Source organism: Pseudomonas sp. AC211, from assembly GCF_979258055.1.
Map to the genome: position 1 here is coordinate 1,530,028 of NZ_OZ409830.1, position 14,136 is coordinate 1,544,163.

Below are 14,136 nucleotides of genomic sequence, written 5' to 3' on the forward strand. Positions count from 1 at the left end.
AACGACGGAAGGAGGGAACCCGCAGCGCAGCGGAGGGCCAAGGTAGGAGCTAGACCTTTTGGTTACTTTTAGGGCAATGCTAAAAGTGACTCGCGCGTAAGGCGCGAAACAAAATGCCGCGCAAACGTGGTAACGAAGAATTCTTCTGGTTTAAACGCAAGGTTGAATCGTGAAGTCGTACGCAGGTATTCATTACCGCGTGCGCCGAACGTTTTGGTTTCGCGCCTTACGCGCGACTAACTTTTGGCATTGCCCCAAAAGTCAGCAAAAAGTCTAGCTCCTACCTTGGCCTTACGCTGCGCTCCAGGTTCCCTCGCTCCGTCGCCGCTCCGGGGGCCGGCGAGACGGGCCATCCTTGGCCCGACACGCCTTTCGCGGCTCCCGGCCGCTCAACCCCCTCCACGTCGACTCCACTCGGCCTGCGATGAACGGTGCGGGGCAGATCAAAAGCGGAAGATCACAAGCAAATTCAAGAGCGGTAGATCAAAAGCGGTAGATCACAAGCTCGATCAAAATCGGCGCATCAGCGTCTTCACAGGCTGTAGAAAATCGTTCAACTGCGCCGCGGGCTTTGGGGCTGCGCCCCAAATTTTTTGACCGCTGAGTCATAGTCGCGTAATCCCTTTCATGCTTAACTCAGCCCCCCTTAGCAACCCAAAACACTCACCATAAAAAGGAACACGTTCATGGCCCAAGTAACCTTGCGCGGCAACCCTGTTCAAGTCACCGGCGAGCTGCCGCACGTTGGCCAGCAAGCCCCGGCATTCAGCCTGGTGGGCGCTGACCTCAGCGACGTGACCCTGGCCAGCCTGGCCGGCAAACGCAAAGTGCTGAACATTTTCCCAAGCGTCGACACCCCCACCTGCGCCACCTCGGTACGCAAGTTCAACGCCGAAACCAGCAAACTGGCCAACACCGTGGTGCTGTGCATTTCCGCCGACCTGCCGTTCGCGCAAGCGCGTTTCTGCGGCGCCGAAGGCCTGCAAAACGTAGTGAACCTGTCGACCATGCGCGGCGCTGATTTCCTCGCTGACTACGGCGTCGCCATCGCCAACGGCCCACTCGCCGGCGTGGCTGCCCGTGCCGTTGTGGTGCTGGATGAAAACGACAAAGTGCTGCACAGCGAGCTGGTGTCGGAAATCGGCAGCGAGCCGAATTACGAAGCAGCGGTTGCTGTGTTGAAATAAACATACGCTGCAACACATGAACGGCCCGCCTTGCGGGCCGTTTTTCATTGGTGGCTCAAGCGCTTAGTTAAGGTCAGTCTTAGGTAAAAAGCCGGTAAAGAGGCTTTCCGTCAGCGGTTGCAGTGCTTATCGTGCGGGCTCGAATTTCGTTATCGATGATGCCCATGACTTTGCGTACCCTTCGCCCCTGGTTGATCACTGCCGCTGCCTTCGCTGGCGTGGTGTTGTTGGTTATGTGGCTGTCCGCCGCGAAAAGCACGGGTGCCCCCGATGGCAAAGTGCGCGGGCGTCCCGGGATGGGGCCACCCGGCGCCGCAGCTGGCATGACGGTCAGCGTGGCGAAGGTCAAGCGCGCCAACCTCGATGTGCATTTCCACGCCCTGGGCACCGTCACGGCATTCAGCACGGTGAACGTGAAACCGCGCGTCAATGGCGAGCTGGTCAAGGTGTTGTTCACCGAAGGCCAGGAAGTGAAGGCTGGCGACTTGCTCGCCGTGGTCGATCCCCGTCCTTACAAAGCCGCTCTGGCTCAGGCCGAAGGCACGCTGCAGCAAAATCAGGCGCAGCTGAAAAATGCCCAGATTGATCTGGATCGCTACAAGGGCCTGTACGCCGAAGACTCCATCGCCAAGCAAACCCTCGACACCCAGGCCGCGCTGCTTAATCAGTACCAAGGCACGCTGAAGACCAACCAGGGCCAAGTGGACGACGCCAAGCTCAATCTGGCCTTTACCGAAGTGCGTGCGCCTATTAGCGGTCGTCTGGGGTTGCGCCAGGTCGATGTCGGCAATCTGGTGACGTCCAGCGACACCACGCCGCTGGTGGTGATCACTCAGGTCAAACCGATTGCCGTGGTGTTCAGCCTGCCGCAGCAGCAACTCGGCACCGTGGCCGCCCAGCTCAACGGCGCCAGCGCGACGACCAAGCTGCCGCCGGTCGAGGCGCTGGACCGCAATAAGGACGTGACCCTGGCCACCGGCGAGCTGGTGACACTGGATAACCAGATCGACACCACCACCGGCACCGTCAAGCTCAAGGCCAAGTTCGAGAACGCCGACCGTTCGCTGTTTCCCAATCAGTTCGTCAACGTGCGCCTGCTCGCCGAAACCCTGCACGATGTGCTGTTGATTCCGGCCAACGCTGTGCAGCGCGGTAACGAAGGCACTTATGTGTACGTGTTGGGCGAGGGCGACAAAGTGGTTCAGCGCCCGGTCACCCTCGGCACCAGCGAAGCCGAACAGGTGGTGGTGGAGAAGGGCCTGAATGTGGATGAGCAAGTGGTGGTAGAGGGCACCGACCGCCTGCGTGACGGCATGGCCGTGCGTATTGCCGCGCCGGAACAGGTGAAGAAAGACGTCAGCGAAGAAACCGGGCAGAAGCCTTTCGGTCAGGATGACGCCGCGCCGCAAGGCAAGGGCGGAGCCGCGCAATGAACCCGTCGCGCCCGTTTATTCTGCGGCCGGTGGCGACCACGCTGTTGATGATCGCCATTCTGCTCTCGGGCATCATTGCCTACCGGTTCCTGCCGATTTCGGCGCTGCCGGAAGTGGATTATCCGACCATTCAGGTGGTCACCTCGTACCCCGGCGCCAGCCCGGAAATCATGACCTCGTCGGTAACCGCGCCGCTGGAAAACCAGCTTGGGCAAATCGCCGGCCTGAATGAAATGTCGTCCAGCAGTTCAGGCGGCGCCTCGGTCATCACCCTGCAATTCACCCTCGACAGCAACCTCGATGTGGTCGAGCAGGAAGTGCAGGCGGCGATCAACACCGCCAGCAGCCTGTTGCCGAAAGACCTGCCGTACCAGCCTTCGTACAGCAAAGTGAACCCGGCTGATGCGCCGATCCTGACGCTGGCTATCACCTCCAGCAACCTGCCGCTGCCGCAGGTGCAGGATTTGGTCGACACGCGCCTGGCGCAGAAAATTTCGCAGATTTCCGGCGTCGGCCTGGTCAGCATCAGCGGTGGCCAACGTCCGGCCGTGCGCATTCGCGCCAACCCTACGGCGCTGGCGGCGGCGGGTCTGAACCTGGAAAACCTGCGCACCACCGTTGCCAATAACAACCTCAATGGCCCCAAAGGCAGCTTCGACGGCCCGACCCGCGCCTCGACGCTGGACGCCAACGACCAGCTGAAGTCCGCTTCCGCCTACCGTGAGTTGGTGGTGGCCTACGCCAACGGCGCGCCGCTGCGCCTGAAAGATGTCGCCACGGTAGAAGACGCGGCCGAGAACACGCGCCTGGCCGCCTGGGCTAATGAAACCCCGGCCGTGGTGCTGAACATTCAGCGTCAGCCTGGCGCCAATGTGATCAAGGTGGTCGACAGCATCAAAGCCATGCTGCCGCAACTGCAAGCCAGCTTGCCCGGCAGCCTCGACGTAAAAGTGCTCACCGACCGCACCACCACCATCCGCGCCTCGGTGGCCGATGTGCAGTTCGAGTTGGTGCTGGCCATTGCCTTGGTGGTCATGGTCACGTTCCTGTTTCTGCGCAGTTTTTCCGCCACGCTCATTCCGAGTCTGGCCGTGCCGCTGTCGTTGGTGGGCACCTTTGGTGTGATGTACCTGGCCGGGTTTTCGGTCAATAACCTGAGCCTGATGGCCCTGACAATCGCCACCGGTTTCGTGGTGGACGATGCCATCGTCATGGTGGAAAACATCAGCCGCTACCTGGAGAAAGGCGACACGCCGCTGGAGGCCGCGCTCAAAGGTTCGAAGCAAATCGGCTTCACCATTATTTCCCTGACGTTCTCGCTGATCGCCGTGCTGATTCCGTTGCTGTTTATGGGCGATGTAGCGGGGCGGTTGTTCCGCGAATTTGCCATCACCCTGGCGGTGGCGATTCTGATTTCCGGCGTGGTGTCGCTGACCCTCACGCCGATGCTCTGCGCCAAATTGCTCAAGCACACGCCGGAGGAAAAACAGGGCCGCTTCGCCCGCGCCGCCGGTAACGTCATCGACCGCATGATTGCCGGCTATGGCCGCGCGCTGCGTGTGGTGCTGCGTCATCAACCGCTGACCTTGCTGGTGGCGCTGGCCACCCTGGCGCTGACGGCGGTGCTCTACACTTTTATGCCCAAGGGCTTCTTCCCGGTGCAGGACACCGGCGTGATTCAGGCGATTGCCGAAGCGCCGCAGTCCATCTCGTTTCAATCCATGGCCGAGCGCCAACAGGCATTGGCCAAAGCGCTGCTTAGCGATCCGGCGGTAGAAAGCCTCACGGCGTTTATCGGCGTCGATGGCAGCAACGCCACGCTTAACACCGGGCGCATGCTGATCAACCTCAAACCCCACGGTGAACGCGACGCCAGCGCCACCGAAGTGATTCGTCGTCTGCAGCCGACCCTCGACCAGATTCCCGGCGTGCGGCTGTACCTGCAACCGGTGCAAGACTTGACCATCGAAGACCGCGTGGCGCGCACGCAGTACCAATTCACCCTGCAAGACTCCGACCCCGACGTGCTGGCCAAATGGGTGCCGCTGTTGGTGGAGCGCCTGCAACAACTGCCGCAACTGGCGGACGTGGCCAGCGACTGGCAAGACAAAGGCCTGCAAGCCTTCGTTAACATCGACCGCGACGCCGCCTCGCGCTTGGGCGTGTCGTTGTCCGACGTCGACAGCGCGCTGTACAACGCCTTTGGTCAGCGCCTGATTTCCACCATCTTCACCCAGGCCACGCAGTACCGCGTGGTGCTGGAAGTGGCGCCGCAATTCCAGTTGGGCCCGCAGTCGCTGGAGAACCTCTACGTCAGCAGCAGCGATGGCACGCAGGTGCGGTTGTCGTCATTGGCCACGATTGAAGAGCGCAACACCTTGCTGGCCATCAACCACATTTCGCAATTTCCGGCGGCCACGCTGTCGTTCAACCTGGCGCCCGGCGTATCGTTGAGTGAAGCGGTGGAGTCGATCCGCCAGGTTGAGCAAGACATGCAATTGCCGGTCGGCGTGCAGACCAGTTTCCGTGGCGCGGCGCTGGCGTTTGAAAGCTCGCTGTCGAGCACCTTGCTGCTGATTTTGGCGGCGGTGGTGACCATGTACATCGTGCTGGGCATTCTCTACGAAGAGCTTTATTCACCCGGTGACCATTCTGTCCACGCTGCCCTCGGCGGGCGTCGGCGCCCTGCTGGCCTTGATGGTGGCGGGGGAGGAGATCGGCATCGTGGCGATCATCGGCATCATCCTGCTGATCGGCATCGTCAAGAAGAACGCGATCATGATGATCGACTTCGCCCTGGACGCTGAACGCAACCAGGGCATGAGCGCACCAGACGCCATTTACCAAGCGTGCCTGCTGCGTTTCCGGCCGATTCTGATGACCACCCTGGCTGCGCTGCTCGGCGCCTTGCCGCTGATGCTTGCCGCTGGCGCGGGTGCAGAACTGCGCCGGCCGCTGGGTATCGCCATGGTCGGCGGCTTGCTGCTCAGCCAGGTGCTCACGTTGTTTACCACGCCCGTTATCTACCTCGCGTTTGACCGCCTGGCGACGCGCTGGAATGGCTGGCGCAAGAAGCGTGGGTTGGATATGTCGGTGCAGTCATGAGCGAGTGTGTGATGGCCGGCCCTCTCCCCCGGCCCCTCTCCCGCAAGCGGGCGAGGGGAGACAAGCGCGATGCGGTCTGCTCCCTCTCCCGCGCGCGGGAGAGGGTTGGGGGTGAGGGCAAGGCAAACGGTGCTCCCCCAATGAGCATCTCCACCCCCTTCATCCGCCGCCCCGTCGCCACCACGCTGCTCACGTTGGCGCTGCTGTTGGCCGGCTGGTTGTCGTTCAATCTGCTGCCGGTGGCGCCGCTGCCGTCGGTGGATTTTCCGACCATCATGATCAGCGCCTCGTTGCCTGGCGCCAGTCCGGAAACCATGGCCACCTCGGTTGCCACACCTCTGGAACGGGCGCTCGGGCGCATTGCCGGCATCACCGAAATGACCTCCAGCAGCTCGCTGGGCTCGACCACGGTGATCGTGCAGTTCTCCCTGGAGAAAGACATCGACGGTGCCGCCCGAGAAGTGCAGGCCGCCATCAACGCGGCCAGCAGCCTGCTGCCCAGCGGCATGCCGAGCTTGCCGTCGTACCGCAAGGCCAACCCGTCCGACATGCCGGTGATGGTGCTAACGCTCACGTCCGAGAGCTACACCCGTGGCGAAATGTATGACATGGCCTCAACCCTGGTGTCGCCGCGCCTGGCGCAGGTCAAGGGCATTGGCCAGGTCAGCATCGGCGGTAGCTCGTTGCCCGCGGTGCGGGTCGACGTCAATCCGGATGCGCTGAACAAGTACGGCATCTCTCTGGACAGCGTGCGCACGGCCATTGCCAACACCAATTCCAACGGCCCGAAAGGCTCCATCGACGGCGCCACCAAGCAATGGCAAGTGGACGCCAATGACCAGCTGCGCAAGGCCAGCGAATACCTGCCCGTTATCGTTCACTACAACGCTGAAACCGGCGCGGCGGTGCGCTTGGGCGATATCGCCGAGGTCAGCAATGCGGTGGAAGACGTGCGCAACGCGGGCTTCTCCGGGCCCAATCCGGCGGTGCTGCTGATCGTCACCCGCCAGCCGGGCGCCAACATTATCGAAGCCACCGACGCCATCCATGCACTGCTGCCTGAATTGCAGGAGTTGATCGGCCCCAAGGTGCAGTTGTCGGTAATGGACGACCGCAGCCCGAGTATTCGCGCCTCGCTGGATGAAGCGGAAATCACCCTGATCATTTCGGTGCTGCTGGTGATCCTGGTCGTCTATATGTTCCTGCGCAGCCCGCGCGCCACGCTGATTCCCGCCTTGGCGGTGCCGGTGTCGCTGGTGGGCACCTTCGCGGTGATGTACCTGTGCGGCTTCTCGCTGAATAACCTGTCGCTGATGGCGCTGATTGTCGCCACGGGCTTTGTGGTGGACGACGCCATTGTGGTGGTCGAGAACATTGCCCGGCGCATCGAGGAAGGCGAGTCGCCGCTGGAGGCGTCCATTCATGGCGCGCGCGAAGTGGGCTTTACCGTGCTGTCGATGACCTTGTCGTTGGTGGCGGTGTTTATCCCCATTCTGCTGATGGGCGGGATTATTGGTCGGCTGTTCCGCGAGTTTTCCGTGACCTTGTCGGCGGCGATTCTGGTGTCGTTGCTGGTGTCCCTCACCCTCACGCCCATGCTCTGCGCACGTCTGCTCAAGGCCCGCGATAAAAACGCGCCGGTCGCCGAGCCGAAGCCTGAAAGCCAACGCTTCCAGAAATTGATGGCGCGCTACAAGGCCAGCCTGGAATGGGCGCTGGCGCACTCGCGGCTGATGATGGTGATTATGTTCGCCTGCATCGTGCTCAACGTTTACCTGTTCGTGGTGGTGCCCAAGGGCTTTCTGCCGGCGCAGGACTCGGGGCGGTTGCGCGGCTATGCCATCGCCGACCAGAGCATTTCGTTCCAGGGATTGCAGGCGAAGATGGCCAAGTTCCGCGCCATTCTCAGCGCTGATCCGGACATCGAAAACGTGGTGGGCTTTCTTGGCGGCGGGCGCTGGCAGTCGAGCAACACCGGCTCGTTTTTCGTCACGTTGAAACCGATTGGCGAGCGCGACGATGTCGACACCATCCTCGCCCGCCTGCGCCCCAAACTGGCGGAGATTCCCGGTGCCGCGCTGTACCTGAACGCCGGCCAGGACGTGCGCCTGGGCGGGCGTGATAGCAACGCCAGCAACCAATTTACCTTGCGCAGCGACGATCTCACGCTGCTGCGCCAGTGGGCGCCGAAAGTGGAAGCGGCGATGCGCAAGCTGCCGCAAGTGGTGGACCTTAACAGCGACTCGCAAGACAAAGGCGTGCAAAGCCGGCTGGTGGTAGATCGCGACCGCGCCGCCACGCTGGGCGTGAACATGGCGCTGGTCGACGAGGTGCTGAACAACTCGTTTGGCCAACGGCAGATCGCCAATATCTACAACCCGCTAAACCAGTATCACGTGGTTATGGAAGTGGGCTCGAAGTACCAGCAGAGCCCGGAAATTCTGCGCCAGGTGTACGTGCTGGGCAGCGACGGGCAGAGTGTACCGCTGGCCGAGTTCAGCTACTTCGAGCCGAGTTCGGCGCCGTTGTCGGTCAACCACCAGGGCCAGTTCGCGGCGATCACGCTGTCGTTCAACCTGGCGCCCGGCGCGCAGATCGGCCCGACCCGCGAAGCGATCATGGCCGCCATCGAACCGCTGCAATTGCCGCTCGACGTGCAAGCCACGTTCGAAGGCAATGCCGGCGCCGTGCAAGACACGCAAAACAACATGCCGTGGCTGATCCTGCTGGCGCTGGTGGCGGTGTACATCGTGCTGGGCATTTTGTACGAGAGCTATGTGCACCCGCTGACCATTTTGTCGACGTTGCCGTCGGCTGGCGTTGGCGCGTTGCTGGCGCTGATTTTGTGCCGCAGCGAGCTGAGTTTGATCGCCTTGATCGGCATTATTTTGCTGATCGGCATCGTCAAGAAAAACGCCATTCTGATGATCGATTTTGCCCTGGAAGCCGAGCGGCGCCTGGGCATGAGCCCGCGCGAAGCGATTCTGGAAGCCTGCGTGAAACGCTTCCGGCCGATCATGATGACCACGCTGGCGGCCCTGCTGGGCGCGCTGCCGCTGATTTTCGGCATCGGCGGCGACGCCGGTTTGCGCCGGCCGCTGGGCATCACCATCGTCGGCGGCCTGATCGCCAGCCAATTGCTCACCCTGTACACCACGCCCGTGGTGTACCTGTACCTGGATCGTTTGCGCCACTGGGTTAACCGCCGCAGAGGCGTGCGCACTGATGCTTCGTTGGAGACTTCGTTATGAGCCTGTATTCGCGCAGCCTGTTGCTCGCGGTGGCCGTGGCTGTGGCCGGTTGCGCCGTGGGCCCGGACTATGAGCAGCCAGAAGTGGCCGTGCCTGCTGGCTTCAAATACCAGGCCGGGTGGACCCAGGCCGCGCCCAGCGATGCCTTGAACCGTGGCGCCTGGTGGGAGCTGTACGGCGACCCGACGCTGAACCAACTGCAACAGCGTCTGGAAACCTCCAACCAGACCCTGGCCCAGGCTGAAGCCCAATATCGTCAGGCCCAGGCCCTGGCACGCGGCGCGCGCGCTCGTTCTTTCCGAGCCTGAGCGCCGCCTTCAGCAAAACCCGCTCGGGCCAGGCCACGGGCGGTGGCGGCACGGTGTCGTTGTCTGACGGCTCGACGGTGAGCAGCGGCAGCTCCGGCGGCATCAGCGACAGCTACCAGGCCAGCCTGGGCGTGAGTTGGGAACTCGACCTGTGGGGCAAACTGCGCCGCCAACTGGAATCGGACAGCGCCAGTGCCGCTGCCAGCCAAGCCACCCTGGCCGCAACCAAACTCAGCCAGCAGTCGGAACTGGCGCAGAACTACCTGCAACTGCGGGTGATCGACGCGCAGAAACGCCTGCTCGACGACACCGTCTCGGCCTACGAAAAAGCCTTCAAGCTTGCCGAAAACCAATACCGCGCCGGCATCGTCACCAAGGCCGACGTGGCCCAGGCTCGCACTCAGGTGAAAACCACCCAGGCCCAAGCCATCGACCTGAAATACCAACGCGCGCAACTGGAAAACGCCATCGCCGTGCTGGTGGGTGAACCGCCGTCGAGCTTCCAACTGGCCGAGACAAACGACATTCCAGGCTTGCCGGCTATTCCTGCCAGCGTGCCCTCACAACTGCTACAACGCCGTCCCGACATTGCCTCGGCCGAGCGTGACGTGGTCGCCGCCAACGCGCTTATCGGCGTGAACAAAGCCGCGTACTACCCGGACATCACCCTTGGCGCCAGCGGCGGCTATCGCAACGACAGCCTCTCGCAACTACTGACCACGCCGAACCGCTACTGGTCCATCGGCCCCGACTTCGCCATGACCTTGTTCGACGGCGGTTTGATCAGCTCGCGCGTCGAACAGGCCGAAGCCAGCTACGACGCCACCGTGGCCGCCTATCGCTTGAGCGTGCTGACCGGCTTTCGCGAAGTGGAGGACTACCTGGTTCAGCTCGACGTGCTCAAAGAAGAAAACGTGGTGCAGCAGGAAGCGCTCGACTCCGCGCGTGAATCGCTGCGGTTGATGCTCAACCAATACAAAGCCGGAACGGTGGACTTCTCGGATGTCGTAACCGTGCAAACCACCGCGCTGTCGAACGAGCGCACGGTGCTGACGTTGCAGGGCAGTCGGCTGACCGCAAGTGTGCAGCTGATTGCTGCGATGGGCGGGGGGTGGAATGTGCAGCAGTTGGGGGAGAAGGAGTAAAAGCTCCCTCGTTGTGTGCACCTGTGGGAGCGGCTTTAGCCGCGATTGGCCGAGCCTGCGTACCCAGATCACAAACCAGCACACCGCCCCGTAGGAGCTGGCTTGCTAGCGAACCCTGGAAACGAAATTCTCGACCTTCGTTTCCAGGGTTCGCCACCAGGTGAGCTCCTACAAAAGCGGACGATCTCAGGGTGCGATTTATGCCTGCGGCTGACCCACATAATCCATCTTGCCCACTTCCACGCCGTTATGACGCAGCAGCGCATAGGCGGTGGTCACGTGGAAGAAGAAGTGCTGCAGACCGTAAGTCAGCAAATACGACTGGCCAGTGAATTTGCGCTCTTTCGGCGTGCCCGGACGGGTGAGGATCTCGCGCTCTTCGTTGCCATCGACCTGAGCCGGGGTAAACGTGCCCAGGTACTCCAGGGTTTCTTTCAGCAGGGCTTGCAACTGCTCGAACGTGGTTTCCACGTCGTCATGCTTGGGCACATCTACGCCAGCCAGACGCGACGGCACGCCACGGGCGAAGTCGCAGGCGATTTGTACTTGGCGGGTTAGGGGAAACATGTCGGGGAACAGGCGGGCCTGGAGCAGGGCAGCCGGGTCGATATTTTTGGCGGTGGCGTGGGCTTCAGCCTTGCTCAGCACGGCGCTGAGGCTGGTGAGCATTTGCTTGAAAACGGGAACGGATGCGGCGTACAGAGAAATGGTCATGGCAGTCTCCGGTTGAAGGTGGCGCGAGTATACGCGCGCCGGCTTTGTTGCGTGGCCTGATACCGGCCGCGCGTGCACTGCACCTAAATTTCTCGCGGGTTTTGACGTCACACGGTCACCAACCTCTACGCGAGCCACCCCATGATGCACACCCTGCCACTCCCCAACGGCCAATGCCTGCACGGCGACGAAAGCACCGGCTCGTTGCATCTGCAGCTGGATTTACATGAGCCGATTCGCGTGCGCGTTCGCCCTGGTGAGCGGTTGCAGGTAAGCGCCTGTGAAGCCTTGTCAGCGCCGGCGTTGTTGTGGGTCAGCTATTGGCTGTTTGCCCGCGACGAGGCGTGCCAGTCAGTGAGCTGGGAACTCCCCGCAGCGCCGATGGACGCGCTGCACAGCGGCCTGCTGATTCGCGCGGCCGATGGCGCGCTTACCACCGCGCGCACCACGTTTTGGCAACTGGCTGAACCGTGGCTACTGAGCGGGCAAGGCGCCGCGTATCCGCAGCAGATGATCATCAGCGACGGCAAACGCCACCCACGTCGACCGCCAAAGCCGACAGGCGATTTGTACCGGCGTTTCGACGCGCGCTTGGGCAGTTGGATTTCCCTGCGCGCGCTGGATATTGAAACCGACCTTGCGCGCTTCAGCCGCTGGCAGAACAGCCCGCGCGTAGCTGAATTCTGGCAGGAAAGCGGCACGCTGGAGCAGCATCGCCAGTACCTGGAAAAGCTCGACCGCGACCCGCACACGCTGACGCTGATCGGCAGTTTTGACGACCAACCGTTCGCCTATTTCGAAGCCTATTGGGCCAAGGAAGATCGCATCGCGCCCTTCTATTCGGCCGGCGATTACGACCGTGGCATCCACATGCTGGTGGGCGAGGAAAACCATCGCGGGCCGCACAAAGTGGCGAGCTGGCTGACCGCGCTCACGCACTTTCTATTCCTCGACGACCCAAGCACCCAGCGCATCGTCGCCGAACCGCGCGCCGACAACGCCCGCATGATCGGCCACATGCACAGCGCCGGATTTCACTGCGAAAAGGAATTCGATTTCCCACACAAACGCGCCGCCCTGATGAGTATCGAGCGCGAGCGGTTTTTTGATCGGTGTGTGTTGCGCTGAAGCGGTGGTGCGTTGATCGCGAAGGGCTTCGCTTAGCGCAGCGAAGCCCAACGAAGCCGGATCAGGCCGCCGCGTCTTTGCTGACTTTGCGGCAATGCACCAACGCATCGCGAATCATGAAATTCACTAACGTCGGCGACACGCCCAATTCCTTGGCGATGTCTTTCTGCGGCACGCCGTGCAGGCGGTACATTTCGAAGGCGTAGCGGGTGCGGCTGGGCAGCTGGCCGAGGGCGTCGGCGATGTGTTCCAGGGTTGCGTAGTTGATGTGCAGGGCTTCGGGCGAGGCGTTGTGGTTGACCACATTCATGCCTTCTTCTTCGCTGCCGGCGTAGCGCTGTTCGAGCGCGTTTTTGCGGTAATGGTCGATGGCCAGATTGCGCACGATCTGGAAAAGATAGCTCAACTGAGCTTTGAATGACGAGGTGATCTGTGGTGCCGAATGCAGCCTGAAATAGGCGTCTTGCACCACGTCTTCGGCGCGTGAACGACAGCCCGTAATGCGCGTGGCCACCTTGACCAGAATCGAGCGGTTATCAACGAATGCTTGGAATAGGGGTGTATCGCACCTGCTTGTGGACAGTTGTTCCGTCATGGAATTCACCTTGCTACCGGGGGCAGTTAAGCGCTTGCAGAAGGCTGCCTGCGAGCGGGGTAACAAACTATGTCCAATGATAATGATTGTCAATTGCGAGAGATAATAGATTTCGTCTCGTCGCAAAACCGTGACCTGAACGTGATGTTGGCGTGGCAAAAACACCCGTCGAAATCCGCTAATTATTTTCCGCTGCCGTCCGTTCTCCACTGTGAAGGCCCGCGCAACCGGCACGGGCGCAACGGAGAGCGACCATGGTGTTCGATCGTGATGACGTGATTTTCCAAGTGGTGATCAACGACGAAGAGCAGTACTCGTTGTGGCCCGATTACAAAGCCATTCCTGCCGGCTGGCGCATCGTGGGCATGAGCGGTTTGAAGAAAGAGTGCCTGGCGTACATCGAGCAGCACTGGACCGACATGCGCCCCCTGAGCCTGCGCCAGAAGATGGACCAGGACGCCGTGAGCGCCTGACATGAGCGCGCCCGCCACCCTGCGTTTGCTGTGCCTGCCGTACTCCGGCGCCAGCGCCATGTTCTACCACCGCTGGCGCAAACGGCTGCCCGAATGGCTGCACGTTCAGCCGCTGGAATTGCCCGGCCGCGGCCTGCGCATGGACGAGCCCTTACAGCGCAATCTCAATGCGCTGATCAACCAGCTCGCCGACGAAATTGCGCTCGACCTCACCGCGCCGTACGCCCTGTTCGGCCACAGCCTCGGCGGCTTGCTGGCCTTTGAACTGGTGCACGCGTTGAAAGCCCGAGGCCTGCCCGAGCCGCTGTGCGTGCTGGTGTCAGCCACCGCCGGCCCGGCGCGGCGTGATGTCAGCGAGTACCGCGAGGCCAAGTCCGATGCCGAGCTGGTGGCTAAATTGCGCAGCCTGCAAGGCACGCCCGAAGACGCCTTGGCCAACCAGGAATTGCTCGGCCTGATGCTGCCGATTCTGCGCGCCGACTTTCTCGTCGCCGGCAGTTACCAGTACGCCGAGCGCGCGCCGCTGCAAGCGCCGATCCATGTGTTCGGCGGCAAAGACGACAGCATCAGCGTCGATGAGTTGCTCGATTGGCAATGCGAAACCGCCAGCGGCTTTTCCCTCGATATGTTCAGCGGCGGCCACTTCTTTTTGCAGACCGAGGAAGCGCCGTTGCTGCGCTGCGTCCGCCGTTACGCCGAGCAACACCTGCTGCGCCATCGCGCGCAACAGCCCCGGCCCGCTCCCCGCGTAGCCAGTTAACCGAAACCCCAACGCTCCGTCCGCCGCCCGCCCGATT

At 61.9% G+C, this 14,136-nt stretch carries 8 protein-coding genes and 2 pseudogenes; 8 read left to right on the forward strand and 2 right to left on the reverse strand.

Going from position 1 to position 14,136, the window contains the following annotated elements; genetic code table 11:
* Positions 1–686 precede the first annotated feature (686 nt).
* The 5 genes and pseudogenes from tpx (at position 687) to ACZZZP_RS07500 (ending at position 10,429) form a co-directional block, all read left to right on the forward strand.
* Entirely contained in the window at positions 687–1,187 is a 501-nt protein-coding gene (gene tpx / locus ACZZZP_RS07480; RefSeq protein ID WP_122497025.1) for a thiol peroxidase, read from the forward strand.
* Between the two features lie 155 nt (positions 1,188–1,342).
* Positions 1,343–2,620, forward strand: a complete 1,278-nt coding sequence (locus ACZZZP_RS07485) for an MdtA/MuxA family multidrug efflux RND transporter periplasmic adaptor subunit (RefSeq protein ID WP_463382299.1) — start codon at positions 1,343–1,345, stop codon at positions 2,618–2,620.
* Positions 2,617–5,725 (forward strand): annotated as a pseudogene (locus tag ACZZZP_RS07490) (MdtB/MuxB family multidrug efflux RND transporter permease subunit). Before ACZZZP_RS07485 ends, ACZZZP_RS07490 begins: the two are co-directional and overlap by 4 nt.
* Positions 5,726–5,865: 140 nt before the next feature.
* Entirely contained in the window at positions 5,866–8,976 is a 3,111-nt protein-coding gene (locus tag ACZZZP_RS07495; protein WP_463382301.1) for a multidrug efflux RND transporter permease subunit, read from the forward strand.
* Positions 8,973–10,429 (forward strand): annotated as a pseudogene (locus tag ACZZZP_RS07500) (efflux transporter outer membrane subunit). The gene ACZZZP_RS07495 and the pseudogene ACZZZP_RS07500 overlap by 4 nt, the downstream one beginning before the upstream one ends.
* A gap of 198 nt (positions 10,430–10,627) precedes the next feature.
* On the opposite strand, the gene ACZZZP_RS07505 reads toward ACZZZP_RS07500, so the two are convergent.
* Positions 10,628–11,143, reverse strand: coding sequence for a DUF1993 domain-containing protein (locus ACZZZP_RS07505; RefSeq protein WP_122497035.1), 516 nt, complete (start codon positions 11,141–11,143; stop codon positions 10,628–10,630).
* Between the two features lie 141 nt (positions 11,144–11,284).
* On the opposite strand from ACZZZP_RS07505, the gene ACZZZP_RS07510 reads away from it, so the two are divergent.
* Positions 11,285–12,271 (forward strand): GNAT family N-acetyltransferase, encoded by a 987-nt coding sequence (locus ACZZZP_RS07510; protein ID WP_463536412.1) that lies wholly within the window; start codon positions 11,285–11,287, stop codon positions 12,269–12,271.
* Between the two features lie 61 nt (positions 12,272–12,332).
* Here the strand turns inward: ACZZZP_RS07510 and ACZZZP_RS07515 are convergent, their stop codons facing one another.
* Positions 12,333–12,866 (reverse strand): RNA polymerase factor sigma-70, encoded by a 534-nt coding sequence (locus ACZZZP_RS07515; RefSeq protein WP_122497040.1) that lies wholly within the window; start codon positions 12,864–12,866, stop codon positions 12,333–12,335.
* 254 nt (positions 12,867–13,120) lie between these two features.
* On the opposite strand from ACZZZP_RS07515, the gene ACZZZP_RS07520 reads away from it, so the two are divergent.
* Both ACZZZP_RS07520 and ACZZZP_RS07525 read left to right on the forward strand, forming a co-directional pair.
* Positions 13,121–13,339, forward strand: a complete 219-nt coding sequence (locus tag ACZZZP_RS07520) for an MbtH family protein (protein WP_463382303.1) — start codon at positions 13,121–13,123, stop codon at positions 13,337–13,339.
* 1 nt (position 13,340) lies between these two features.
* Positions 13,341–14,099 carry a thioesterase II family protein gene (locus ACZZZP_RS07525; protein ID WP_463382304.1) on the forward strand — a complete coding sequence of 253 codons (759 nt, stop codon included), beginning with the start codon at positions 13,341–13,343 and terminating at the stop codon, positions 14,097–14,099.
* Positions 14,100–14,136: the final 37 nt, after the last annotated feature.